This is a genomic window from uncultured Arthrobacter sp. (genome assembly GCF_947493765.1).
Lineage (GTDB): Bacteria > Actinomycetota > Actinomycetes > Actinomycetales > Micrococcaceae > Arthrobacter_D.
On sequence record NZ_CANLSZ010000003.1, the window covers coordinates 187,806 to 213,335 of the forward strand.

Below are 25,530 nucleotides of genomic sequence, written 5' to 3' on the forward strand. Positions count from 1 at the left end.
CGCGGCCGGCATTCCCTGCCGCGGCCGATCCTCCCCCGCCAGCAGGCAGCACGCGCTGTCAAGACCCCTCGTGGCGCCGATCCGGCGGCGGACCGTCGGAGGATCTCCCTACGCTGGAACCACCGATGTCGATGAGGAGGACCGTGGAGACCACGCTGGAGGAGTGCCGACGCACTGCGGCAACCGTGTTCGGGTGGAGCGAGCTGCGCCGGAGCCAGGAACAGGCGATGCAGGCACTGCTGGGTGGCAGCAGCGTGCTCTGTGTGATGCCCACGGGGTCCGGCAAGTCGGCGATCTACCAGGTACCGGCCATGACCCTGCCCGGTGTCGCCGTGGTGATCTCCCCCGCTCATCGTGCTGCAGCACGACCAGGCCGAGTCCATCAACGGACACACCGGTAGCGAGCGGGCCCGCGTCCTCAATTCCGACCTCGGTGCCACCGGAAGGGAGGCTGCCTGGGAGGCCGCGGCCGACGACGACGAGACCACGCGCGCCAAGTTCCTCTTCCTCGCGCCCGAGCAGCTGGCCCGCGACGACGTGATGGAGCGGCTGCAGGGTCTCGACGTGTCCCTCGTGGTCGTCGACGAGGCGCACTGCGTCTCCTCCTGGGGGCACGACTTCCGGCCCGACTACCTCCAGCTGGGCCATCTCCTGAGGAGCCTGCATGCTCCGGTGGTGGCCCTCACCGCGACGGCGTCGCGGCCCGTCCAGAAGGAGATCGTCGAAGGGCTGCACCTGGAGGACCCGTTCGTGCTCGTGGAGGGGTTCGACCGCCCCAACATCTCCCTCGAGGTGATCCAGTACGTGGAGGACGCGGACAAGGATCGCGCGGTCCGCGAGCAGGTCCTCGGTCTCGACGGCCCGGGCCTGGTGTACGTCGCGACGAAGAAGGCGGTCGACGCCCTGGCCGCCGAGCTCAGGACCGCCGGGAGGAAGGCCGACGCCTACCACGCGGGACGGCGGAAGAAGGAGCGCGAAGCCGTCCACGACGGCTTCCTGGACGGTCGGATCGACGTCGTCGTCGCCACAACCGCGTTCGGGATGGGCGTGGACAAGCCCGATGTCCGTTTCGTCGTCCACGCGGACGTCGCGGACTCCCTGGACAGCTACTACCAGGAGATCGGCCGCGCGGGCCGCGACGGACACCCGGCGCGGGCGGTGCTGCACTATCGTCCGGAGGACCTCTCCCTCCGACGGTTCTTCGCCTCCACCTCCGCGAGCCGCAGCCGGCTCAGGGAGCTGTTCCTCCTCCTCAGTGCGCAGGACCGGCCCGTCGGCATGAAGGAGCTCAAGGAACTGTCCGGCCTGTCCGGGCGGAAGCTCACCGGTCTGGTGAATCTCCTGGTGGCGGGGGGCAGCGTGAAGGACGGGGTGAAGGGGTACCGCGCTCGCAGGACGAGCGCGTCCGACGCCGTGGCAGGGGCGGTGGAGCAGGCGGAGAATCGCGAGAGCATCGATCTGTCGCGCATCGAGATGATCCGCCGCTATGCCGAGACCAGCCGCTGCCGCCGGCAGTCCCTGCTCTCCTACTTCGGCGACGAACCCGCCGACCCGTGCGGGAACTGCGACAACTGCGCGGAGGCCGAACGCTCCGCCGACACTCCGGACGGGACGGCTGCCGCACCGGAGCAGGCCCCGCCGGAGGCACCGTTCGACATCGAGGCGGAGGTCGACCATCCGGAGTGGGGCCGCGGGACGGTCATGGGGTACGAGGACCACGTCGTCACGGTGCTCTTCGACACGGTGGGGTACAGGACGCTCTCCCTGGCCCTCGTCACGGAGAAGGACCTCCTGGTGGAGGTGCAGGCGGCGTCCCGCTAGGACTGCCGGGCCGGTACGGCGCGGGTCGCCTACGATGGAGCGGATGATCCCGTTCAGTCTCGACCTCCTGCGCCGCCGTCCTGACGTCGAGGCGCCCGAGCTGGTCGCGGTGGACGCGGCGGACCGCCTGCTCCTCGCCACCGCGCGCCGCCGGCTGGCAGGCGACGACCCCGGCGGCAGGGGCGGCATCGTCACGATCAACGATTCCTTCGGTGCCCTGACCCTCGGAGCGGCCCAGCTCTCCGGCCGGAGCGATATCAGGGTGTTCCAGGACTCGGTGGTCGGCGAACGCGCGCTGGCCCTCAACGCCGCCGCGCAGGGCCTCGACGGGGTGTACCGCGTGTTCCCCCTCGGCGCCTCCCTGCTGACCGGCGCGGACACCGTGCTGGTGCGTCTGCCGCGGTCCCTCGACGAACTCGACGAGATCGCCCGGACCATCGCCGCCCACGCCGCGCCCGGCGTCCGGGTGTTCCTGGCCGGCCGGGTCAAGCACATGACCCTGTCCATGAACGCCGTGCTCGACACCTCCTTCGGCGAGGTGGGCGCCGGTCTCGCCCGGCAGAAGGCCCGCGTGCTGACCGCCGGCGACCCCCGGGGAAACGTCGCGCCGTCCCTGCCCCGGAGCGCGGGGTACGACGTCGGCCTCGACCGCCCGCTCGAGCTGCGGGCCTTCGGAGCGACCTTCGGTGGTGCCGCGCTCGACCCGGGGACGCGGCTGCTCCTGCCCCACCTGCGCAACCTGACCGGCCCGGCGGTCCCCTCCGACCCGTCGGGTGCGGTGGCCCCGGACGTGATCGACCTGGGCTGCGGCAACGGGACGGTCGCTGCGTATCTCGCCCTGACCGACCCGGGGCGGCGCGTCCATGCCACCGATCAGTCCGCCTCGGCGGTCGCCTCGACGCTGGCGACCGCCGAGGCGAACGGCGTCCGGGACCGGATCACGGTGAGCCGGGACGACGCCCTGTCCGGACGGCCGGACGGCTCTTCCGGGCTGATCGTCCTCAATCCGCCGTTCCATCTCGGCAGCACCGTGCATACCGGTGCGGCCCATCGCCTCTTCCGGGCGTGCGCGCGGGTTCTCGTCCCGGGGGGAGAACTGTGGACGGTCTGGAACAGCCACCTGCGCTACCGATCGGCCCTCGAGCGGACCATCGGCCCCACCCGGCAGGTGGAGCGGTCCTCCCGGTACACGATCACCTGCTCCACCCGCCGCTGATCCACCGCCGATCCGCCGGCGGGCCACCTACCGGTCGCCGGCGGACCGGACGGGTCCCATCCGGGTCCGGACCGGACAACGCCGGCGCCTGGCAACACACTGTCACCGCAGAGGACAGCAGCCCCCCGTCCGATGGACGGGGGGCTGCTGTCGGTGTGCTGCAGGACCCGGCGAACTACGCTCCGGTGAGCTTCTCGCGGAGTGCCGCGAGAGCCTCGTCGGAGGCGAGTGTCCCGGAACCGGTGTCCGCGACCACGGGGTCCGAGGAGTAGCTCGAGGAACTCGATGAGCTGGACTCCGCCGGCTCGCTGGCGGCGCGGGCGTCGTCGGACTCGTGCTGGACGACCTGCTTCTTGTGGGCCTCCCAGCGGGACTGGGCCTCGGCGTACTGCGCTTCCCAGGTGGCCCGCTGCGTCTCGTAACCCTCGAGCCATTCGTTCGACTCGGGGTCGAAGCCCTCGGGGTACTTGTAGTTGCCCTCGTCGTCGTACTCCGCGGCCATGCCGTAGAGCGCGGGATCGAATTCGGTGCTGTCCGCGTCGACGCCCTCGTTGGCCTGCTTGAGGCTGAGGGAGATGCGGCGGCGCTCGAGATCGATGTCGATGACCTTGACGAAGAGCTCGTCACCGACCGAGACGACCTGCTCGGCCAGTTCCACGTGGCGGACGGCCAGCTCGGAGATGTGCACGAGACCCTCGATGCCGTCCTCGACGCGCACGAACGCGCCGAAGGGGACGAGCTTCGTGACCTTGCCCGGGACGACCTGGCCCAGGGCGTGCGTGCGGGCGAAGGTCTGCCAGGGATCTTCCTGCGTGGCCTTCAGCGACAGCGAGACCCGCTCGCGGTCGAGATCGACCTCGAGGACCTCCACCGTGACCTCCTGGCCCACCTCGACGACCTCGGACGGGTGGTCGATGTGCTTCCAGGACAGCTCGGAGACGTGCACCAGACCGTCGACGCCGCCGAGGTCCACGAACGCGCCGAAGTTGACGATCGAGGAGACGACGCCCGGACGGACCTGGCCCTTCTCGAGCTTGTTGAGGAACGTGGAGCGCACCTCGGACTGGGTCTGCTCGAGCCATGCGCGACGCGACAGGACCACGTTGTTGCGGTTCTTGTCGAGCTCGATGATCTTGGCTTCGATCTGCTGGCCGATGTACGGAGCCAGGTCACGGACGCGACGCATCTCGACGAGGGACGCGGGCAGGAAGCCACGCAGGCCGATGTCGAGGATGAGCCCACCCTTGACGACCTCGATGACGGTGCCGGTGACGACGCCGTCCTCTTCCTTGACCTTCTCGATGTCGCCCCAGGCACGCTCGTACTGAGCGCGCTTCTTGGACAGGATCAGGCGGCCTTCTTTGTCTTCCTTCGTCAGGACGAGGGCTTCCACCTCGTCGCCCACGGAGACGACGTCCCCGGGATCGACGTCGTGCTTGATGGACAGCTCGCGGGAAGGAATGACACCCTCGGTCTTGTAACCGATGTCGAGCAGGACTTCGTCGCGGTCGACCTTGACGACCGTACCCTCGACGAGATCTCCGTCGTTGAAGTACTTGATGGTCGCGTCGATCGCGGCGAGGAAGTCCTCAGCAGTGCCGATGTCGTTGATAGCGACCTGCGGGGCACCTTGCTTCTCGGTGGTGGTGATGGTCATGTAGTTGGGGCTCCGTTGTGGATGTGGACGATGTGGGAAGAGCCTCGGGAGGCTCTCTGATGGTCTAGCAGTGGCAGCGCACCCCCTGATCGATCGGCATGGGCCGGGATCCGCAGAGCGCACTACGCGCCTGCTCAGTGTAGCTCCGGGCCACAACACGGTCAAAGCAGGGCCGCAGGCGGCAGGTGCTCGGCCCTGCGTGTGGCGTCCGGCTAGAAGTGCGTGATGCAGTACGGTTCCTCGGCGCGGCCGAACAGGGTGTCGAGGAGGTCCACGGCGTCCTCCGCGTGGGCGGTGAGGGCACCGGCGGCCGCGAGTGCCGATGCCTGCACCCCGCCGAAGTACAGCGAGCCGAGCGCGTTGACCGAGAGGGTGGCGTCGGGTGCCGTCGCGGCGTCCACCGGCTCGACGTCGGCCACGCCGTCCACCACGGTCAGGACGTACGAGCCGTCGGCGAGTCCGAGGGAGTCCTCGACCTCCAGCACGAGCCGGCCGCTGCCCCGGTAGGAGCGCGCCCCCAGGGCTGCAGCGACGTCGAGCAGTCGGACCCACAGGACGTCCTCCGCCCCCTTGACGCTGTAGCAGCGGCGGTCCCGCAGCGCCCAGTCCAGCGGGTCGTCGCGCCGTGCCTCGTCCCACGTGATCCGCTGCACGAGGTCCAGTGCTCCGAGATAGCGCCACAGTTCCAGGTACGCCGACGGCGTCGCGGCCACGAGGTCCACGATCTTCATGGTGTACGGCGTGGTCTCCCACCCCGCGAAGCGGTAGGAGACGTAGCCGGCGGGAGTTCCCTCGGCGTCGTAGTGCACGGCCATCCGTACCGCGCGGTCCTCGACGGGTCGCTCGCGTCCCCACTCGCCCGACGCCCGCCGCGGATACGCGTACTGCCGGCCCACGGACCCGAAGGTCTTCCCGTGGAACGACTCGAAGATCTCGGCGGCGAGTCGCGTAGCGTGCTCGCGGCCCACGAGCGTCGTCGTCCCGCTCCGGGGCGCGGTGAGCTCGAACCGCTCCCTGGCGTCCACCTCGACGCTCTGGGTGAAGGTGGCGCACCCGAAGCCGAACCGCCCGTAGATGGTGGCCTCCGACGCCGTCAGGATCGCCAGCGGCAGGCCCCGCTCCTTCGCCTCGCGCAGGTCCCGCGTCATCATCGAGCGGAGGATCCCCCTGCGTCGGTGGCTCGGCCGCACCGTCACGGCCGTGATCTGGTGCGCCTCGAGCTGGGCGGCACCCACGGTGATCGGATGCACCATGGTGGCGTAGGTGGCGACCGGGTAGCCGGCGTCGAGCGCCTCGGCGGGTTGCGCGCGGTCGTACACGCCCCACAGGACGCGCTGGTCGGCTCGGTACGCCTCCAGGAAGCGGGGGAAGTCCTCGGGGTCGGTCATGCTCTCGTGGAAACCGATCCCCTCGGCGTCGAGCCACTTCGCGAAGCGGCCCTCCCGTGTTGCGTCCTCGTCGGCCCCGAGGGTGAAGAGTTCGGTCGTCAGGTCAGGTGTCGTGTAGTCGCTCACAGCAGACAACCCTAGTGTGCTCGATTCCTCAGTGCGCGGCGTCGTGCCAGCTCGCCCCGGTGCCCACCGACACGTCGAGCGGTACGGACAGCTCGGCGGCGCCGCCCATCTGGTCCCGGACCAGGGCCTCGACCTCCTCGGCCTCTCCCGCCGCGATCTCGAGGACCAGTTCGTCGTGCACCTGCAGCAGCATGCGCGAGGAGAGCCCACGCGTCCTCAGGGCGTCGTCGACGCCGAGCATCGCCTTCTTGATGATGTCCGCGGCCGAGCCCTGGATGGGCGCGTTCAGCGCCGCGCGCTCGGCCATCTCGCGCAGCTGGCGGTTGTCGCTGGACAGGTCGGGCAGATAGCGCCGCCGCCCCTCGATGGTGGAGGTGAACCCGTCCTTGCGGGCCTGCTCCACGATCCCGCGCAAATAGTCGCGCACCGCTCCGAAGCGCTCGAAGTAGTCGCGCATGAGGGTACGGGACTCGTCCACGGAGATATTGAGCTGCTTGGAGAGCCCGAAGGAACTCAGTCCGTACACGAGACCGTAGGACATCGCCTTGACCTTGGAGCGCATCGCGTTGCTCACGTCCTCGGGAGCCACGCCGAAGATGTGCGAGCCGACGAACCGGTGGAGGTCCTCGCCCTCCTGGAAGGCGGCGATCAGCCCGTCGTCCCCGGACAGGTGCGCCATGATGCGCATCTCGATCTGGGAGTAGTCCGCCGTCATGAGGCTCTCGTACTGCGTGCCGTCGGCTGCGCGCCCGACGACGAACACCTCCCGGATCCGCCGGCCCTCCTCGGACCGCACCGGGATGTTCTGCAGATTCGGGTTCGTGGAGGACAGGCGACCGGTCGCCGCGACGGTCTGCAGATAGGTGGTGTGGATGCGCCCGTCGTCGCCGACCGTCTTCCGCAGGCCCTCGACGGTCTGGCGGAGTTTGCTGGCGTCGCGGTAGGCGAGGAGCTGCTCGAGGAACGGGTGGCCCGTCTTGGCGATGAGATCGGTCAGGGCGTCGGCGTCCGTCGAGTAGCCGGTCTTGATCTTCTTCGTCTTCGGCAGGTCCAGCTCGTCGAAGAGGACGGTCTGCAGCTGCTTCGGGGAACCGAGGTTGATCTCCTTCCCGATGATGCGGAACGCCTCCGAACCCGCGGCACTGATGGTCTTCGAGAAGTCGTCGAGCAGGCGCTCGAGTCCCTCGACGGAGACGGCCACGCCGGTGAGCTCCATGCGGGCCAGCACCTCGGCCAGCGGCAGTTCGAGTCCGCCGAGGAGCTGGTTGGCGCCGCGCTCCACGAGCTGCCCGGCGAAGTGCTCACTGAGGCGCAGGGCCGCGTAGGCCGCCACGACGGCGGGCGAGGCGACGTCGTTGCCCCCCAGGTCGAGGGCCTGCTGACCCGAGGAATCGTTCGCCGAGGCGGTGATGGACAGGCGCAGGTGGTACTGGGCCAGATCCGCGAGATCGTAGCTGCGGCGATCGGGCTGGATCAGGTAGCCGGAGATCGCCGTGTCGTCGACCTCGCCCACGAGCTCGAAGCCCCGCGCCGCGAGCAGTTTCAGGACCGTCTTGAAATCGTGCACGATCTTGGGCGCGTCGCGATCGGCGAGCCAGCCGCCGAGCACCTGCTCCGCGGCGGCGTCCAGCCGCTCGAGGGGGACGAAGGCCGCCTGCTGCGCGGTGACGACGGCGACGCCGACGACGTCGGTGGTGCCCGCCGTCGTCTCTGTCGCCAGGGCGAGTGATGCCTGCGCCTGGTTCGTCGCGGAGAACCACTGCTCCAGGGCGGCGGCGTCCTCGAGCAGCACGTGCTCGGGGGCGTCCTGCTCGTCGCCCGGCTCGTCGGTCTCCGCCTCGCCGAAGAGGTCGAACAGTCTCTTCCGCAGCGTGTTGAACTGCAGCGAGTCGAAGAGATCCTCCACGGCCGAACGGTCGGGATGCCGTGACTCCATCGCGTCGAGGTCGACGGGCAGGTCGAGATCCGTGAGCAGGCGGTTCAGCCGGCGGTTGCGCTTGACGTCCTCGATGTTGGCCCGCAGGGAGTCGCCGACCTTCCCGCCGATGGCGTCGAGATTCTCGAGGATTCCCTCGAGCCCGCCGTACAGCTTGATCCACTTGGCGGCCGTCTTCGGGCCCACGCCCGGGACGCCCGGCAGATTGTCGGCGCTCTCGCCCACCAGCGCCGCGAGATCGGAGTACTGGTGGGGCGGGACGAAGTACTTCTCCTCGATGGCGCCGGCGTCCATCTGCGGGATGTTCGTGACACCCTGCTTCGGGTACAGCACGGTGACGCGATCGTTGACCAATTGAAAGGCGTCGCGGTCGCCGCTGACCACCTGGACGTCCCAGCCGGCCTCCGCAGCGCGGGCGGCGAGCGTGGCCAGGATGTCGTCGGCCTCGTAGCCGTCCATGGAGAGCGTGGGGATCCGCATGGCCTCCATGACCTTGATGATCAGGTCCACCTGGCCGTGGAACTCCTCGGGCGTCCTCGAGCGCCCGGCCTTGTACTCGGTGTACTCCTCGGAGCGGAAGGTGGGCGTGTCGAGGTCGAAGGCCACTGCCACGTGGCTGGGCTGCTGGTCCTTGATCAGATTGATGAGCATGGCGGTGAAGCCGTACACCGCGTTGGTGTGCTGACCGGTGTCCGTGGAGAAGTTCTCCGGCGGCAGGGCGTAGAAGGCGCGGAACGCCATCGAGTGCCCGTCGATCACCAGCAGCCGCTTGCGTGAGCCGTCGCTGCGCCGGTCGCCGGACGCCTGCCCGGCCGGGGCTCCCGCGCCCTCCGGCGCTGCGGGCGATGCCTCGTCCGGGTCCGTCAGGGTCGGCGTCGGCGCGGGTTTGGTTGTTTCACTCACAGGTGCCAGCCTAGTTCCCATGACAGACAACCGCACCCGGTCCGACGCCGTCCGGCCACCGTCCCCGGAGCGCCTGGCCGAGCTCGTCGCCGCGGGGGTTCCCCCCGAGATGCACGATTGGCTGGGGCGGTACGGCGTGGGTGCGCTGACCGTGAAGATGGGGATCGTCTTCCAGGAGATGAGCCCCGAGCGCATGGTCGCGACCATGCCCGTGGAGGGCAACGAGCAGGTCGCCGGGATCCTCCACGGTGGTGCCCACGTGGTCCTGGCGGAGACGCTCGGATCCTTCGCCGCCGGACTGCACGCGGGACCACGACGTCAGGCCGTCGGCATCGAGGTCAATGCCACCCACCACCGCAGTATCGCCGCGGGTCTGGTCACCGGCACCGCGACGGCCGTCCATCTGGGCCGTACCCTCACCACGCACGAGGTGGTCATGACGGACGAGCAGGGCCGCCGGCTCTCCACCGCCCGCATCACCAATCTCATCAGGGACACACGCGCCTGACCGCCCGCCACCGGCGCGTCGGGAGCGGTCGTCAGGCGTGGGCCGCCAGGCCCTCCGCGATGTGCCGGCGCAGTTCCGCCGCCCGGAAGGGCTTGCGCAGGTACCGGTCGGCGCCCGCGGCGAGGCCGCGCTCCTCGTCCGCGGGATCGGTGCGGGCGGTCAGGATGACGATGAAGGTCGAGGAGAACCGCCTGATGCGTGTCGCGACCTCGAATCCGTCGATGTCGGTGAGGCCGACGTCGAGCGTCACGACGTCCGGGGCCAGCTGGCGCACCATCTCCACACCGGCCAGACCGGCCGGCGCCGTATGGACGCGGAACCCCGATCCGGTCAGCACCGCGTGGAGCAGATCCCTGACATCGTCGTCGTCCTCGATGACCACGGCTGTGCGGGAGTGCTCCTGGGTCGGCATGGCTCGAGTTTACTCCGCCTGCGCTGCATCCCCCTTGCGGGCGCGGCTCGGCTGGACGCGTGGCGGCTCCCCCGGCATCTTCGGGAAGTCCGGTGGGAACGGCAGCTCCCCCAGTCCGGCGGCGACGTCGCGGTCCCACCACTCGAGCAGTCCGTCGATCCGGCCGGGTGAGGCGTGGAGCTGCTCCCAGGGGTCGCCGGTGCTGCGCAGACGCTCGGGCACGGTGGCGACCGTGAAGGCGGCGGGCTCGACGCCGGTCAGCTCGTCCCAGGTGACGGGACACGAGACCGGTGCGTGCGTCAGGGCCCTGGGGCTGTAGGCGCCGGCCATGGTGCGGTCCCGGTTCGCCTGGTTGTAGTCCACGAAGATCCGGGCGCCGCGCTCCTCCTTCCACCAGGCGGTGGTGACCTGCTCCGGCATGCGGCGCTCGAGCTCCCGCGCCGCGGCGATCACGGCACGGCGTACGGTCAGGAACTCGTGGACCGGCTCGACGGCGGCGAACACGTGCAGTCCCCTGTTCCCCGACGTCTTGACGAAGGACTCGAGACCGGCCTCGCGGAGCACGGTGCGCAGGGCGAGCGCGGCCGCGACGACGTCGGCGAAGGTGGTGCCGGGCTGGGGGTCGAGATCGAGGCGCAGCTCGTCGGGCAGATCGGGCTGCTCGGCCCGTGAGGCCCAGGGGTGGAAGACGATCGTGTTCATCTGGATCGCCCAGACGGCGCCGGCCGGTTCGTCGAGGACCACCTGCGGGTGGGACCGGCCACTGGGGTAGGTGACGGGCTCGCTGCGCACGTAGTCGGGAGCACCCCGGGGCGGATTCTTGCTGAAGAACGAGTCGCCCTCCACCGTCCCTCCGAACCGCTCCAGCGAGACCGGACGCCCGCCGTTGGCGCGCAGGAAGGCCGGGGCCACCTCGATCAGGTACCGCGCGAGGTCGAGCTTGGTGAGGCCCGCCTGCGGCCACACCACGCGGGAGGGGCTCGAGAGGCGCACCTTGCGCACTCCGTGGGGACCGTCGACGTCGAGGATCGTAGCTTCGCTGGCCATCGGCCCAATGTACCCCCGGGCGGCGACGCCGCGGCCGCTTCCGCGCCCCACTCCTTCCGCAGAATTGTTGAACAATCCGGTGTACTCGTGCATGCTGGACGCACATCCAGCACAGAGACGGGGATCACAGTGACCATCGACCTGAACAGTGACGTCGGGGAGTCCTTCGGCACCTGGACCCTGGGCGACGACGCCGCCGTCCTCCGCTCCGTCTCCAGCGCGAACGTGGCCTGCGGCTTCCACGCGGGCGATCCCTCCACGATCGCGCAGACCTGCCGGGATGCCGTCGCCTCGGGCGTGACCATCGGGGCGCACGTGGGCTACCGCGACCTGGCGGGCTTCGGACGCCGCTTCCTGGACTGCTCCGCCACCGAACTCGCGGACGACGTGCTCTACCAGCTCGGGGCGCTCGACGCGATCTCCCGGGCGGCGGGTGGCGCCATCGAGTACGTCAAGCCCCACGGCGCCCTCTACAACACCATCGTCACCCACGAGGTCCACGCCCGGGCCGTCGTCGACGCCGTCACGGCGTTCGGGGGCGAACTGCCGCTGTTGCTCCTGCCCGGCTCCGTGGCCCTCGTCGCGGCCGAGCGGGCCGGCCTCCGCGGTGTCGCCGAGGCCTTCGCCGACCGCGCCTACAATCCGGACGGGACGCTGGTCCCACGCCGTGAGCAGGGCGCGGTCCTCCACGACGAGTGTGAGGTGGCGGCGAACATGGTCCGGCTCGCCACCGAGGGCGTCATCGTGGCGCGCGACGGCTCCATCCTGCGCACCGCTGCCGAAAGCATCTGCCTCCACGGCGACACCCCGGGTGCCGTGGCCATGGCCGCGGCCGTCCGGCGCGACCTCGAGGCCGCCGGCGTCGAGATCCGCAGCTTCGTATGAGGCCTGCCGGGATCCGCCGCGCCGGGCCGCGGGCGCTCCTGCTGGACTGCCGTTCCCTGGAAGCGGTCCTCGCAGTCCACGCGCAGCTGCAGCGGCACCCGCTCCACGGCCAGGTCGACGTCCTGGCCGCGGCGCGGACCGTGCTGGCCGTCTTCGACTCCGCCGCCGCGGCCCGCGCCGCGCACGGCGCCATCGCCGGTCTCGACGCCGCACCCCCGCAAGACGCGGCAGCAGCCGGCCGTCCGATCCGTATCGAGGTCGTCTACGACGGGGAGGACCTCGCCGAGGTGGGCCGGCTCACCGGCCTGGACCCCGACGGCGTCGTCTCCGCGCACACCGGGCAGCTGTGGACCGCGGCCTTCGGGGGCTTCGCCCCGGGGTTCGCGTACCTAGTCGGTGAGAACGAGGTCCTCTCCGTCCCCCGGCGCGACACGCCGCGCACCGCGGTGCCGGCAGGAGCGGTCGGCCTGGCCGGCCCCTTCTCGGCGGTCTATCCGCGGCGCTCCCCCGGCGGCTGGCAGCTCATCGGACGTACCGCGGCAGCGCTGTGGGACCTGGAGCGGGCCGAGCCCGCCCTCCTGCGTCCGGGCGCCGTGGTGCAGTACGTGGCGGTCCGGGAGGTGGTGACGGTGCAGCATCGCGCGGAACGACACCGGACGGGGCTGCATCGGACGGAGCTGCACCGGACGGGCGGCGGCACGCCGACGACCGGGAGTGACCCCTCCGGCGACACCGACTGCTCGCTCACCGTCGTGACGCCCGGCCCACAGTCGCTCCTCCAGGACCTCGGACGCCCCGGTCTCGCCGACCTGGGTGTCCCCACGGCCGGTGCCGCCGACACCGCCGGCGCCCGGCAGGCCAACCGCCTGGTCGGGAACGGCCCGGATGATGCGGTGATCGAGACGCTTCTCGGCGGCCTCGCCGTCACAGCCGGCGGTGAACTCACCGTCGCCCTCGCCGGTGCCGTCGCTCCCGCCGAGATCACCCGGGCCGGGGCGGAGCCGCGCCCCGCCCCCATGTACTCCCCCTTCGCCCTGCACGACGGCGAGACCCTCCGCCTCGATCCGCCCGAGGTGGGACTTCGGACCTACCTGGCGGTCCGCGGCGGCATCGACGTGCCCCCGGTCCTCGGGAGCCGGTCCACCGACGTGCTCTCGGGACTCGGCCCCCCGCCGCTCATCACCGGAACAGTGCTGCCGATCGGTACCGTCGGGCACGGCAGGACGGTCGGCGCGCCGGAGTCCTCCACCCTGCCGGCCGCCCTCCGGCACGGCAGCGCGGGGTCGCGCCGGCCGGAACCGGTGGAGCTGCGCATCACGGACGGACCGCGGCAGGACTGGTTCACCGATGCGTCCCGGCAGCGGCTCACCGACCAGACCTGGACCGTGACCGCGGAGTCGAACAGGATCGGCGTACGGCTGGCCCTGGGCGACACCGCGGGTAGGACCCGGGAGCGGCGGGACACACCGCTGGAACGCAGCACCACCGACGAGCTTCCCAGCGAGGGCGTGGTCGCCGGATCCCTGCAGGTGCCGCCGTCCGGCCTGCCCGTGGTGTTCCTCGCCGATCACCCGGTGACCGGCGGCTACCCGGTGATCGGCGTCGTCGTCCCCGAGGACCTGCCCGTCGCCGCCCAGCTGCCGCCCGGGACAACCGTGCGCTTCCGGGCCGTCGACCCGGACACCCTGCTGCCCCTCGGGCGGCCCCCGACCACCCGAACCCCGTGAAAGCAGCAGCCATGCAGAAGATCCTGATCGCCAATCGCGGCGAGATCGCCGTCCGCATCATCCGTGCCTGCGCGGACGCGGAGCTGGCGTCCGTGGCCGTATACGCCGATCCCGACGCCGACGCCCTGCACGTCCGCCTCGCCGACGAGGCCCATGCGCTGGGAGGCTCGGCCGGCGCGGACATCTATCTCAACGTAGAGAAGGTGCTCGGCGTCGCCGCCAGGTCCGGCGCCGACGCCGTCCACCCCGGGTACGGCTTCCTGTCCGAGAACGCGGACTTCGCGCAGGCGGTGCAGGACGCCGGGCTCACCTGGATCGGTCCCTCACCGGCTGCGATCAGATCGCTCGGCAACAAGGTCACGGCCCGTGGGATCGCGGTGAAGGTCGGCGCGCCCCTGGTCCCCGGCTCGGACGGGCCGGTGGCCGACGCCGCCGAGGTCCGTGCGTTCGCCGAGCAGCACGGCGTACCGGTCGCCATCAAGGCGGCCTACGGGGGCGGCGGCCGGGGGATGCGGATCGCCCACCGCCTGGAGGACATCGATGACGCGTTCGCCTCGGCCGTCCGCGAGGCCACGGTGGCGTTCGGCCGCGGTGAGTGCTTCGTGGAGCGCTTCCTCGACAGACCCCGCCACGTCGAGGCGCAGGTCCTTGCCGACACCCACGGCAACGTCGTGGTCGTCGGCACCCGCGACTGCTCGCTGCAGCGCCGCAACCAGAAACTCGTCGAGGAGGCGCCCGCCCCTTTCCTGACCGACGAGCAGCGCAGCCGCATCCACGAGTCGGCCCGCGCCATCTGCCGTGAGGCGGGCTACACCGGTGCGGGCACGGTCGAGTACCTCGTGGCACCCGACGGCGTGATCTCCTTCCTGGAGGTCAACACCCGCCTGCAGGTGGAGCACCCGGTGACCGAGGAGACATCGGGCCTCGACCTCGTGCGGGAACAGTTCCGGATCGCCGACGGCCTGCCGGTCAGTGTCACCGAGGACCCGGCGCCGCAGGGGCACGCGATCGAGTTCCGGCTCAACGCCGAGGACGCCGGACGCGGCTTCCTGCCCTCCCCCGGGCCGGTCGAGGTGTTCGAGGCCCCGACCGGCGCAGGCATCCGCGTCGACACCGGGGTCCGCTCGGGATCGAGTGTCCCCGCGGAGTACGACTCGCTCATGGCGAAGCTGATCGTCCACGGCGAGGACCACCCCCAGGCGCTGCGCCGCGCCCGCACCGCCCTCGACGAGCTGAGGATCGAGGGCGTGCCCACCGTGGTCCCGTTCCACCGCGCGGTGATCCGGGACGCCGATTTCACCGACCCGCACACGTTCGGTGTGTACACGACGTGGATCGAGACGACGTTCGCCGCGCGGCTCGACGCCGCACTCGCGGGCGGCAGCGCCGGGCGCGTGGCCCGGCGGGAGACCCTCACCGTGAAGATCGACGGCAGAGCCGTGCAGCTGGGCCTGCCGGGAGAGCTGTTCGCCGCGCTCATGAGCGTCGGCGTCGGCGTCGGATCCGCCTCTGGCCGAGACCACGACGACGACGGCGCGATCACCGCCCCGATGGGCGGGACCCTGGTGACGTGGCTGGCCGACGACGGCGCCACCGTCACCGCGGACCAGCCCGTCGCGGTGCTCGAGGCCATGAAGATGGAGACGCAGGTGGTGTCGCCCTCGGCGGGGATCTTCAGCCGCGCAGGCCAGGTACCGGGTGACGCGGTGGGGCGGGGGGACGAACTCGGGACCGTGGGCTAGCATCTGGTGGTGACGCGCGCAGGGGGACCGACGACCACGGCAGCGGCGACGGGACACCCGGCGACCCCGGGCGGGAGCGGCGGTCCTGCCGAGCACGCGCACACGGCCGCCTGGATCGCCGGCGTGCTGCGGGGACGCATCGCGGCCGGGGAGCTCGTCCCCGGATCGAAACTGTCGGAACAGGCACTGTCGACGGCGCTGGGAGTCTCCCGCAACACGCTCCGCGAGGCGTTCTCCATTCTCGCGGCCGAGTCCGTGGTCACGAAGATCCCCAACCGCGGTGTGTTCGTCTCCTCGCCCGGAGCGGACGAGGTGAGGGAGATCTACCGTGTCCGCCGCATGATCGAACCCGCCGCCGTGCTGTGGGGCGAGGCCGGCCCCGAGGCGCTCGCGGAGCTGGAGGCCATCGTCCGGCAGGCCCGGGAGGCGCAGAGGATCGGATCGGTCCAGGGCATGGCGGACGCCAATCAGGCCCTCCACAGCGCCGTGGTGGGCCTCTCCGGCAGCGAGGAGCTCCGGAGGCTGATGGCTCGGGTGCTGGCGGAGATGCGGCTGGTGTTCCATGCGATGGCGTCGGCGCCGGACTTCCACAGCCACTACGTGGATCGCAACGTGGAACTCGTGGAACGCCTCCGCGCCGGGGAGCGGATGGAGGCCGCGGCGGGCCTGCGGGCCTATCTCGACTCGGCGGAGGCCGAACTCCTCGCTCGTCTCACCGAGGACCGGTAGGACCCTCCGCGCGGACGGCCCTCCGGAACCAGGAGCGGGTCGGTCAGCCCCACAGCTTCGCCAGACCGCTGAGCGAGGTGTAGCCCAGGAACAGGGTGAGGAACCAGGTGATGACGCCGACGATCAGCAGCCACCGCGGGTAGGCGTAGCCGTGCAGCAGGTCCCGCCGGCGCCAGGCCACCCAGAGCAGCACGCCGAACCCGACGGGCAGGATCAGGCCGTTGAACGCTCCCGCGAAGATCAGTAGTTGCTGCGGTGCCTGGCCGAGCAGGAGGTAGGCCACGGCGCACCCGGCGATGAAGGCGACCGTGATGAGATTCCGGGTGCGCTCAGGCGTCCGCGAGGACGTGATGAAGGAGACGGAGGTGAAGGCGGCGCCGATCACGGAAGTGATGGCGGCGGCCCAGAGCACGATACCGAAGACCCTCATCCCGACGGCTCCGGCGGCGACGCCGAAAGCCTCGGCTGCCATGTTCTCGCTCGAGAGCACTGCCCCACCGGCGACGACCCCGAGGATGGCCAGGAACAGCAGCACGCGCATGACACCCGTGACGATGATGCCCAGGACCGAGCTGCGGGTGATCTCACGGACGTTCTCGATGCCGGTGGCACCCGAGTCGAGCATGCGGTGCGCGCCGTCAGGGCCTCGCCGACGACACCGGGATGATCCTGTAGCAGAGCTCCTGGGCGCGGGGGTCCGTGCCCCGAGGGTGACCGGGATCACTCTCCGGCAGTTCCAGGATGCTTCCCCCGACCAGGTGCCCGAAGTGGGACTCGAACCCACACACCTCTCGATACTGCATTTTGAGTGCAGCGCGTCTGCCGATTCCGCCATTCGGGCCGTTCCCGCACCGGTCGTCCTCAGCGGCGTGGATCACTCGTCGCCGGTGCGCGGAACAACTCTACATGCCGATAGGCTGGATCCGGGATCAGGACCGAATCCTCGGTCCCGCACGTCAGTCCCGACCTAGGAGTACCAGTGTCCGAAACCACCGAGTCCACACCCTCCGGGCCCGCACGCCGGGTCGTCGTGGCGGAGGATGAGACGCTCATCCGCCTCGACATTGTCGAGATCCTCCGTGGCGAGGGCTACGACGTCGTCGCCGAGGCCGACAACGGCGAGAAGGCCGTGGCGCTGGCCTTCGAGCACAAGCCCGATCTCGTGCTCATGGATGTGAAGATGCCCGTGATGGACGGCATCACCGCCGCCGAGCAGATCGTGAAGGCGCGCATCGCCCCGGTGGTCCTGCTGACCGCGTTCAGCCAGAGGGAGCTCATCGAGCGCGCACGCGACGCCGGGGCCATGGCCTACGTGGTGAAGCCCTTCACGCCGGCCGATCTCATCCCCGCCATCGAGATCGCCATGTCGCGCCACGAGGAGATCACCGCCCTCGAGTCCGAGGTCACCGATCTGCACGAGCAGTTCGCCACGCGCAAGCTCGTGGAGCGCGCCAAGAGCCTGCTCACCACGAAGATGGGCCTCACCGAGCCGGAGGCCTTCCGCTGGATCCAGAAGACGTCGATGGACCGGCGCCTGGGCATGCGTGAGGTCGCCGAGACCATCATCAACCAGGTCAACTGAATCGAACAGGTCACCACGGACCCGACTGACGCACAGGACCCCTGCCCGGGATCGGGCAGGGGTCCTGTCGTACGGTGCGGCGGTGGGCCAGTTGGTGGGTCGGGCTACTTCTTCTTGACGGGCCAGGGGCCCACGCCCTCCTTGATGAACGACGTGTGGTCCTCGGGCAGCTGACCCGCGTCCGTGATGTCACCGACGCGGTGCACCTTGATGGAGTTCGTGGAACCGGCCTGCCCCGGAGGTGACCCGGCGGCGATGACCACGAGATCGTCCACCTCCACGAGTCCCTGCTCGAAGAGGACGCGGTCCACCTGCGACGTCATCTGGTCCGTGTGCTCCACGAACTCGACGAGCTTGGGCTGGATCCCCCAGAGCAGCGACATGGCGTTCAGCGTCGACTGCACGGGCGTGAAGGCGAAGACCGGCTTCTTCGGCCGCAGGCGGGAGAGGCGACGCGCCGAGTCCCCCGACTGCGTGAACGTGCAGATGTACTTGACGTCCAGCTGGCTGGAGATCTCCACGGCCGCGCGCGTGATGGCCCCGCCGCGTGTCTTGGGCTTGCTGCCCAGTGCGGGGACCCGCTCCAGGCCGTGACGCTCCGTGGACTCGATGATGTTGGCCATGGTCCGCACGGTCTCGATCGGGTACTTGCCGACGCTCGTCTCGCCGGAGAGCATCACGGCGTCGGCGCCGTCGAGCACCGCGTTGGCGCAGTCCGAGGCCTCCGCACGCGTGGGGCGGGGATTGTCGATCATGGACTCGAGCACCTGGGTGGCCACGATCACGGGCTTGGCCCACCGGCGGGCGAGTTCCACGGCCCGCTTCTGCACGATCGGCACGTCCTCCAGCGGCAGTTCGACGCCGAGGTCGCCACGGGCCACCATAATGGCGTCGAAGGCGTCGACGATCGACTCGAGGGCCTCCACGGCCTGCGGCTTCTCGATCTTGGCGATGACCGGGACGCGGCGTCCCTCCTCGTCCATGATCTCGTGGACCCGCGTGACGTCCCCGGCGTCCCTGACGAACGACAGGGCCACCATGTCGACGCCGATCCGGATGGCCCACCGCAGGTCGTCCTCGTCCTTCTCGCTCAGGGCCGGGACATTGACGGCAACTCCGGGCAGGTTGATGCCCTTGTTGTTGGACACCAGCCCGCCGACCACCACCTCGGTGGTCACGCTCGTGCTGTCCACCTTCGTGGCACGGAGGGACACCTTGCCGTCGTCGATCAGGAGCATGTCGCCCACGCTCACGTCCTCCGGGAGGCCCTTGAAGGTGGTGGAGCTGATCTCCTGCGTGCCCTCGATGTCCTCGACGGTGATGGTGAAGACATCACCGGGCGTGAGGAGGTGGGGTCCGTCGGCGAAGCGGCCGAGCCGGATCTTCGGACCCTGGAGATCTGCGAAGATGCCCACGGGCTTCCCGAGCTCCTCCGCGGCGCGCCGGACGTTCTCGTAAGTGGTGCTGTGCACCCCGTAGTCGCCGTGGCTCATGTTCATGCGGGCGACGTCGACGCCTGCCTCGAGCACGGCGAGCGTGGCCTCGTAGCTGGCGATCGCGGGGCCGAATGTTGCAACTATTTTTGCGCGTCTCATGGGACCTAGCCTAGTCGTGTCGAGTGATGGTAGACGTGCGCGGGTCCGTCAGGAGTAGGAGATGGACCGATCCGTCGGCGACACCGGTGCCGTCAGCCGCGTCGCTCCCATCAGCCACAGATCCACTGCGGCCGCACAGGCGCGGCCCTCGGCGATGGCCCAGACGATCAGCGACTGGCCACGGCCGGCGTCACCCGCCGAGAAGATGCCCGGCGTGCCCGTCATGTAGTGGCCGTCGCGCACCACGTTCCCCCGCTCGTCGAAATCGGTCTGCACCTGCTCCGCGAGACCGGCCGGTTCCGGACCCGAGAATCCGAGGGAGAGCAGCACGAGGTCCGCCGGGATCTCGTGCTCGGTACCGGCCTTGGGCCGTCGCCGGCCGTCGACGAATTCCGTCTCGGCCACGCGGATGCCGCGGAGCACGCCGTCCTCCCCGGTGAACTCGATGGTGGACGCCAGGAAGCGCCGCTCCCCGCCCTCCTCGTACGCACCGGCGAGGTCGAACAGCGTGGGGAAGGTGGGCCACGGCTGATCGGGGCGCCGCTCCAGCGGCGGCTGCTGGCCGATCGCGAGGACGGTGACCGACGCCGCCTTCTGCCGGTGGGCGGTACCGAGGCAGTCGGCGCCCGTGTCCCCGCCGCCGAGGATGACGACGTGCTTGCCCTCGGCGTGGATCTGGCGCTCCACCACGTCGCCGGCCACCATGCGGTTCGCCTGGACGAGGTAGTCCATGGCCACGTGGACGCCCCGGAGCTCCCGGCCGGGGATGGGGAGCTCGCGCGGCACCGTGGCGCCCGTCGCGACGACGACGGCGTCGAAGCTGCGCTTGAGCTCCCCCCAGCCGATGTCCCGGCCCACCTCGATCCCGGTCCGGAAACGCGTGCCCTCGGCCCGCATCTGGTCCAGGCGGCGCTCCAGGTGGATCTTCTCCATCTTGAAGTCCGGGATGCCGTAGCGCAGCAGGCCCCCGATGCGGTCGTCCCGCTCGTACACGGCGACGGTGTGGCCGGCGCGGGTCAGCTGCTGGGCGACGGCGAGGCCCGCGGGACCGGACCCGACGACGGCGACCGTGCGCCCCGTGAGGCGCTCGGGCGGGAAGGCCTCCACCCAACCCTCCGCGAACGCCTGGTCGGCGATGGAGACCTCGACCTGCTTGATGGTCACCGGTGGCTGGTTGATACCCAGCACACAGGAGGACTCGCAGGGCGCCGGGCAGAGCCGGCCGGTGAACTCGGGGAAGTTGTTCGTCGCGTGCAGGCGGTCGCTCGCCTCCCGGCCCTTGTCCCTGACCGTGAGGTCGTTCCACTCCGGGATGAGGTTGCCGAGCGGGCAGCCCTGGTGACAGAACGGGATGCCGCAGTCCATGCAGCGCCCGGCCTGCGCCTTCAGGACCCCCTGCTCCTGCGCCTCGTACACTTCCTTCCAGTCCATGATGCGCACCGGGACCGGGCGCCGGGGCTGGGTCTGGCGTTCGCGCACCTTCATGAATCCGCGTGGGTCAACCACCGGTCACCTCCAGGATCGTGGACCACGCCTCGTCGCCGTCGGGATCGATGCCCTGTTCGGCGGCGGTGGCCCTGGCCCCGAGGACGGCCGCGTAGTCGCGCGGCAGGACTTTGGTGAAGCGGGACACGGTGTCCTCGAAGGACCCGACGAGGGTCGCCGCGAGGTCCGAGCCGGTCTCCTCGGCGTGCCGGGTCAGCAGTCGGCGGACGATCCCGCGGTCCTGCTCGTCCAGTCCGAGGAGCAGGAGTTCCCCGCTCTCGAGACCCTGCCGGTTCACCCGGGCGCGATCGAGATCGAGGACGAAGGCCGTTCCGCCGGACATGCCCGCACCGAAGTTCCGGCCGGTACGCCCGAGGACGAGGGCTTGGCCTCCGGTCATGTACTCGCAGCCGTGGTCGCCGATCCCCTCGGCCACCGCCGTCGCTCCCGAGTTGCGCACGAGGAACCGCTCCCCCACCTGACCGCCGAGGAACAGCTCCCCGCTGGTCGCGCCGTACCCGATCACGTTCCCCGCGACGACGTTGTCCTCGGCGCGGAACACGCTGGAGCGGTCGGGCCGGACGATGATGCGCCCGCCGGAGAGCCCCTTGCCCACGTAGTCGTTCGAGTCACCGAGGAGCCGCAGCGTGATCCCCTCCGGGAGGAAGGCTCCCAGCGACTGGCCGGCCTGGCCCGTGAGGGTGATGTCGATGGTGTCGGTGGCCAGCGTGGCCGGCCCGAAGACGCGGGTGACCTCGTGGCCGAGCATGGTCCCCACCGCGCGGTCCGTGTTCGCGATGTCCAGCGAGATGCGGACGGGCGAGCGGTGGAGCAGCGCGTCGGCGCTCATCTCGATGAGCGTGCGGTCGAAGTGCCGGTCCAGGTCGTGGTCCTGCCCGACCAGGCTGCGGGTCGGCCCGCCCGGGGTGGACCCGCCGCCGCGCAGGATCGGCGTGAGGTCCAGTCCGTCGGCCTTCCAGTGCTCGACGGCCCGGTGGGCGTCGAGCAGATCGCTGCGCCCGATGGCCTCCTCGAGCGTGCGGAGGCCGAGCTCCGCCAGGATCTCGCGGACCTCCTCGGCGATGTACTCGAAGAAGGTGACCACGAACTCGGGCTTGCCCGTGAACCGGCTGCGCAGCTCCGGATTCTGCGTGGCCACGCCCACCGGGCACGTGTCGAGGTGGCAGACCCGCATCATGATGCAGCCGGAGACCACCAGCGGCGCGGTGGCGAAGCCGAACTCCTCGCCGCCGAGCAGGGCGGCCATGACGACGTCGCGCCCGGTCTTGAGCTGGCCGTCCACCTGGACCACCACGCGGTCGCGCAGACCGTTGAGCATGAGTGTCTGCTGGGTCTCGGCCAGCCCGAGCTCCCACGGGATGCCCGCGTGCTTGAGCGAGTTGAGCGGGCTGGCGCCCGTCCCGCCGTCGTGTCCGGAGACCAGGACGACGTCGGCTTTGGCCTTCGTGACGCCGGCGGCGACCGTGCCGATGCCCACCTCGGAGACGAGCTTCACGTGGACCCGCGCCGCCGGATTGGCGCGCTTCAGATCGTAGATGAGCTGCGCGAGGTCCTCGATGGAGTAGATGTCGTGGTGGGGCGGCGGGGAGATCAGGGCGACGCCGGGCGTGGAGTGGCGGGTCCGGGCGATCCACGGGTAGACCTTCTGGCTCATGAGCTGGCCGCCCTCGCCGGGCTTGGCCCCCTGCGCCATCTTGATCTGGATGTCGTCGGCGTTGGTGAGATAGAGGCTCGTCACGCCGAAGCGGCCGGAGGCCACCTGCTTGACGGCGGACCTGCGCGCCGGATCGAGGAGCCGTTCCACGTCCTCGCCGCCCTCACCCGTGTTCGACTTCCCGCCGAGCCGGTTCATGGCGATCGCGAGGGTCTCGTGGGCCTCCCGGGAGATGGAGCCGTAGCTCATGGCCCCGGTGGAGAAACGCCTGACGATCGACGCGACGGGCTCCACCTCGTCGATGTCGATGCTTCGCCCCGCTGCCCGGAAGCCCAGCAGTCCGCGCAGCGTCATGAGCTCGGCGGACTGGTCGTCGATGCCCTTCGTGTAGGCCCTGAAGATGTCGTAGCGGCGTTCCCGCGTGGCGTGCTGCAGGCGGAATACCGTCTCCGGGTTGAACAGGTGCCCCGGTCCGTCGCGGCGCCACTGGTACTCGCCGCCGGTGTCGAGTGCGCGGTGCGGGTCCTCGCTGCCGTCCGCCGGGTACGCGCTCCCGTGGCGCGCGGCCGTCTCCGCGGCGACGACGTCGAGACCCACACCGCCGAGCTGGGTCTGCGTGCCGTGGAAGTACTCGTCCACCAGTTCCTGCGACAGGCCCAGCGCCTCGAAGGTCTGTGCCCCGCAGTAGGAGCTCACCGTCGAGATGCCCATCTTGGACATGATCTTCAGGACCCCCTTGCCCAGGCCCTTGATGAGCTGCGCGACGGCGGTCTGGGCCGTGACACCGGTGATGTCACCGTTGCGCACGAGTTCCTCGCAGCTCTCCATGGCCAGGTACGGGTTCACGGCGGAGGCACCGTAGCCGATGAGGACCGCCACGTGGTGGACCTCCCGCACGTCGCCGGCCTCGACCACGAGGGAGGTCTTGGTACGCGTGGCACTCCTGAGCAGATGGTGGTGCACGGCGCTGGTCAGCAGCAGGGACGGGATGGGGGCCCACTGCGCGTTCGAGTCGCGGTCGGAGAGCACCACGTACTCGACCCCGCGGGCCAGCGCGCTGGAGACCTGCTCGCAGATCTCGGTGAGGCGCGCGCGCAGGGCCGCCTGCCCGCCGTCGTGCCGGTAGAGGCCGCGGATGCGCACCGCGAGCCGGCGGCCGTCGTCGGACTCGAGATTGGCGATCTTCGCCAGCTCGTCGTTGGTGATCACCGGGAACTTCAGGGCGATCTGCCGGGCGCGCACCTGCCCCGTGGAGAGCAGATTGCCGTCGGGCCCGATCGTCACCCCCATGGAGGTGACGAGTTCCTCGCGGATCGAGTCCAGCGGCGGGTTGGTCACCTGGGCGAACGACTGCACGAAGTAGTCGAACAGGAGCCGCGGGCGCGTGGACAGCACGGCGATGGGGGTGTCGGTCCCCATGGCGCCGAGCGGCTCGGCCCCGTTCTCCGCCATCGGCCGGAGCAGGATCCGCAGCTCCTCCTCCGTGTAGCCGAAGGTGCGCTGCCGGCGGTTGATCGACGCCCGGGTGTGGACGACGTGCTCGCGCTCGGGCAGGTCCTCGAGCTGGATCAGGTTCTCCCGCACCCAGTCGGCCCACGGGTTCGCGGCGGCGACCTCCGCCTTGATCTCGTGGTCCTCGACGATGCGGCCCTCCTCGGTGTCGACGAGGAACATCGTCCCGGGTGACACGCGGCCCCTGCGGACCACCCGGGACGGCTCGACGTCGACCACGCCGACCTCCGACGCCAGGATCACGAGGCCGTCGTCGGTGACCCAGTAGCGGGCCGGGCGCAGGCCGTTGCGGTCCAGGACAGCGCCGACGAGCCGGCCGTCCGTGAAGGAGACGGCGGCCGGCCCGTCCCACGGCTCCATGAGCATCGAGTGGTACTGGTAGAAGGCGCGCCGGTCGGGGTCCATGGTGGCGTGGTTCTCCCACGCCTCCGGGATCATCATCATGATCGCGTGGGTGATGGGCCGGCCGGACAGCGTGAGCAGTTCCGCCACCTCGTCGAAGGACGCCGAGTCCGAGGCACCCGGGGTGCAGACGGGGAACAGCTCCTCGGGCGCGTCGCCGAGCAGCGGGTGGGACAGCTGCGACTGCCGGGCACGCATCCAGTTGCGGTTGCCCTTGACCGTGTTGATCTCGCCGTTGTGCGCGATGGTCCGGAACGGCTGGGCCAGGGGCCAGGACGGGAAGGTGTTCGTGGAGAAGCGGGAGTGGACGATCCCGAGGCGGGTGGTGAAGCGCGTGTCCGAGAGATCGGGGTAGAACGGCTCGAGCTGCGCCGTGGTCAGCATGCCCTTGTAGACGATGGTCCTCGAGGACAGGGAGGGGAAGTAGACGCCGAGCTTGCCCTGGGCGCGCTTGCGGACGCGGAACGCGCGTCCGTCGAGTTCCGCCGGGTTGTCGCCAGCACCGCCCAGGAAGAGTTGCGCGAAGTGGGGCATGCACGCGCGCGCCGAGGGGCCGATGAGGTCGGCGACCACCGGCACCTCGCGCCAGCCGAGGACGCTCAGGCCCTCGGACAGTGCAATGGCCTCGAGCCCGGTGCGTGTCGCCTCCTGCTCCTGGGGATCGACCGGCAGGAAGGCGGTCCCGACGGCGTAGGACCCGGCCGGGGGCAGGGGGAAGCCGGTGACGGCCCGGAAGAACGCGTCGGGGATCTGGGTCAGCAGGCCGGCGCCGTCGCCGGTCCCGGCATCGGAGCCCACGGCGCCCCGGTGTTCGAGATTGCGCAGTGCCGTCAATGCGGTCCGGACGATGTCGTGCCCGGGCTCGCGGCGCAGCGTGGCGATCACGGCCAGGCCGCACGCGTCCTTCTCGTTCTGCGGATCGTAGAGACCGGTGCCCTCGGGGACGTCCGCGAACGCCGTGAAGGGCGACTCCGCGTCGGTCGGCGTCGGCGCGGGAGACTCTGCGGTCGGCCCCTGGTGGTCGATGGTGGTCATGGACGAGGTCCTTTCCCTGCGGCGGGAGGGGACGACCTTGGCCCCGGTGGCACCGCCGACGTGCAGCGGATGCCGAGTGACGGTGGTTCGATTCCTCTCGCCCCGGGATCAGGAGGAGCGCATGCCGCGCGGACGGCACCGATCGTG

The 25,530-nt window shown here is 70.5% G+C and carries 17 protein-coding genes, 1 tRNA gene and 1 pseudogene; 9 read left to right on the forward strand and 10 right to left on the reverse strand.

Going from position 1 to position 25,530, the window contains the following annotated elements; all coding sequences use genetic code 11:
• The first annotated feature begins 266 nt into the window (after nucleotides 1-266).
• From Q0747_RS06020 to Q0747_RS06030, 3 genes are read left to right on the forward strand one after another with little or no spacing between them, the layout of a single operon-like run.
• Nucleotides 267-401 (forward strand): hypothetical protein, encoded by a 135-nt coding sequence (locus tag Q0747_RS06020; protein WP_367277684.1) that lies wholly within the window; start codon nucleotides 267-269, stop codon nucleotides 399-401.
• Entirely contained in the window at nucleotides 355-1,821 is a 1,467-nt protein-coding gene (locus Q0747_RS06025; protein WP_298252604.1) for a RecQ family ATP-dependent DNA helicase, read from the forward strand. Before Q0747_RS06020 ends, Q0747_RS06025 begins: the two co-directional genes overlap by 47 nt.
• 43 nt (nucleotides 1,822-1,864) lie before the next feature.
• Nucleotides 1,865-3,037 carry a methyltransferase gene (locus Q0747_RS06030; protein WP_298252606.1) on the forward strand — a complete coding sequence of 391 codons (1,173 nt, stop codon included), beginning with the start codon at nucleotides 1,865-1,867 and terminating at the stop codon, nucleotides 3,035-3,037.
• A gap of 175 nt (nucleotides 3,038-3,212) precedes the next feature.
• Here Q0747_RS06030 and rpsA read toward each other — a convergent pair whose 3' ends face one another.
• The 3 genes from rpsA to polA form a co-directional block, all read right to left on the reverse strand.
• The gene (gene rpsA / locus Q0747_RS06035) at nucleotides 3,213-4,694 is read right to left on the reverse strand and encodes a 30S ribosomal protein S1 (RefSeq protein WP_148601179.1); all 1,482 of its coding nucleotides are present in this window, start codon (nucleotides 4,692-4,694) and stop codon (nucleotides 3,213-3,215) included.
• A gap of 212 nt (nucleotides 4,695-4,906) precedes the next feature.
• The gene (locus tag Q0747_RS06040) at nucleotides 4,907-6,208 is read right to left on the reverse strand and encodes a GNAT family N-acetyltransferase (protein ID WP_298252610.1); all 1,302 of its coding nucleotides are present in this window, start codon (nucleotides 6,206-6,208) and stop codon (nucleotides 4,907-4,909) included.
• Nucleotides 6,209-6,236: 28 nt separating this feature from the next.
• Complete coding sequence (polA, locus tag Q0747_RS06045; RefSeq protein ID WP_298253050.1) at nucleotides 6,237-8,885, reverse strand: DNA polymerase I; 2,649 nt, start codon at nucleotides 8,883-8,885, stop codon at nucleotides 6,237-6,239.
• A gap of 181 nt (nucleotides 8,886-9,066) precedes the next feature.
• Here polA and Q0747_RS06050 point away from each other — a divergent pair, with 181 nt between their 5' ends.
• The gene (locus tag Q0747_RS06050) at nucleotides 9,067-9,555 is read left to right on the forward strand and encodes a hotdog fold thioesterase (protein ID WP_298252612.1); all 489 of its coding nucleotides are present in this window, start codon (nucleotides 9,067-9,069) and stop codon (nucleotides 9,553-9,555) included.
• 31 nt (nucleotides 9,556-9,586) lie between these two features.
• Here Q0747_RS06050 and Q0747_RS06055 read toward each other — a convergent pair whose 3' ends face one another.
• Nucleotides 9,587-9,967 carry a response regulator transcription factor gene (locus tag Q0747_RS06055; protein WP_298252614.1) on the reverse strand — a complete coding sequence of 127 codons (381 nt, stop codon included), beginning with the start codon at nucleotides 9,965-9,967 and terminating at the stop codon, nucleotides 9,587-9,589.
• A 9-nt stretch (nucleotides 9,968-9,976) separates the two neighbouring features.
• Nucleotides 9,977-11,014: a non-homologous end-joining DNA ligase gene (gene ligD / locus Q0747_RS06060; RefSeq protein ID WP_298252616.1), complete on the reverse strand. Its 1,038-nt coding sequence runs from the start codon at nucleotides 11,012-11,014 to the stop codon at nucleotides 9,977-9,979.
• Between the two features lie 129 nt (nucleotides 11,015-11,143).
• On the opposite strand from ligD, the gene Q0747_RS06065 reads away from it, so the two are divergent.
• The 4 genes from Q0747_RS06065 to Q0747_RS06080 all read left to right on the forward strand — a co-directional run bounded on the left by Q0747_RS06065 (nucleotide 11,144) and on the right by Q0747_RS06080 (nucleotide 16,097).
• Nucleotides 11,144-11,899, forward strand: coding sequence for a LamB/YcsF family protein (locus Q0747_RS06065; protein ID WP_298252618.1), 756 nt, complete (start codon nucleotides 11,144-11,146; stop codon nucleotides 11,897-11,899).
• Nucleotides 11,896-13,626 carry a 5-oxoprolinase/urea amidolyase family protein gene (locus tag Q0747_RS06070; protein ID WP_298252620.1) on the forward strand — a complete coding sequence of 577 codons (1,731 nt, stop codon included), beginning with the start codon at nucleotides 11,896-11,898 and terminating at the stop codon, nucleotides 13,624-13,626. Before Q0747_RS06065 ends, Q0747_RS06070 begins: the two co-directional genes overlap by 4 nt.
• A gap of 11 nt (nucleotides 13,627-13,637) precedes the next feature.
• Nucleotides 13,638-15,368 (forward strand): biotin carboxylase N-terminal domain-containing protein, encoded by a 1,731-nt coding sequence (locus Q0747_RS06075; RefSeq protein WP_298252622.1) that lies wholly within the window; start codon nucleotides 13,638-13,640, stop codon nucleotides 15,366-15,368.
• Nucleotides 15,369-15,491: 123 nt separating this feature from the next.
• Nucleotides 15,492-16,097: a GntR family transcriptional regulator gene (locus Q0747_RS06080; protein ID WP_298253052.1), complete on the forward strand. Its 606-nt coding sequence runs from the start codon at nucleotides 15,492-15,494 to the stop codon at nucleotides 16,095-16,097.
• Nucleotides 16,098-16,140: 43 nt separating this feature from the next.
• On the opposite strand, the pseudogene Q0747_RS06085 reads toward Q0747_RS06080, so the two are convergent.
• A pseudogene (locus Q0747_RS06085) lies at nucleotides 16,141-16,734 on the reverse strand (divalent metal cation transporter); the annotation flags it as partial.
• A gap of 122 nt (nucleotides 16,735-16,856) precedes the next feature.
• A tRNA-Leu gene (locus Q0747_RS06090) sits at nucleotides 16,857-16,938 on the reverse strand.
• A 138-nt stretch (nucleotides 16,939-17,076) separates the two neighbouring features.
• Here Q0747_RS06090 and Q0747_RS06095 point away from each other — a divergent pair.
• A complete protein-coding gene (locus Q0747_RS06095) occupies nucleotides 17,077-17,679 on the forward strand; it encodes an ANTAR domain-containing response regulator (RefSeq protein WP_298252624.1) in 603 nt (200 codons plus the stop codon).
• Nucleotides 17,680-17,783: 104 nt separating this feature from the next.
• On the opposite strand, the gene pyk is transcribed toward Q0747_RS06095, so the two are convergent.
• From pyk to gltB, 3 genes are read right to left on the reverse strand one after another with little or no spacing between them, the layout of a single operon-like run.
• Nucleotides 17,784-19,274 (reverse strand): pyruvate kinase, encoded by a 1,491-nt coding sequence (gene pyk / locus Q0747_RS06100; RefSeq protein WP_298252626.1) that lies wholly within the window; start codon nucleotides 19,272-19,274, stop codon nucleotides 17,784-17,786.
• 48 nt (nucleotides 19,275-19,322) lie between these two features.
• The gene (locus Q0747_RS06105) at nucleotides 19,323-20,780 is read right to left on the reverse strand and encodes a glutamate synthase subunit beta (protein WP_298252628.1); all 1,458 of its coding nucleotides are present in this window, start codon (nucleotides 20,778-20,780) and stop codon (nucleotides 19,323-19,325) included.
• Nucleotides 20,773-25,383: a glutamate synthase large subunit gene (gene gltB / locus Q0747_RS06110; protein WP_298252631.1), complete on the reverse strand. Its 4,611-nt coding sequence runs from the start codon at nucleotides 25,381-25,383 to the stop codon at nucleotides 20,773-20,775. The genes Q0747_RS06105 and gltB overlap by 8 nt, the downstream gene beginning before the upstream one ends.
• Between the last annotated feature and the right edge of the window lie 147 nt (nucleotides 25,384-25,530).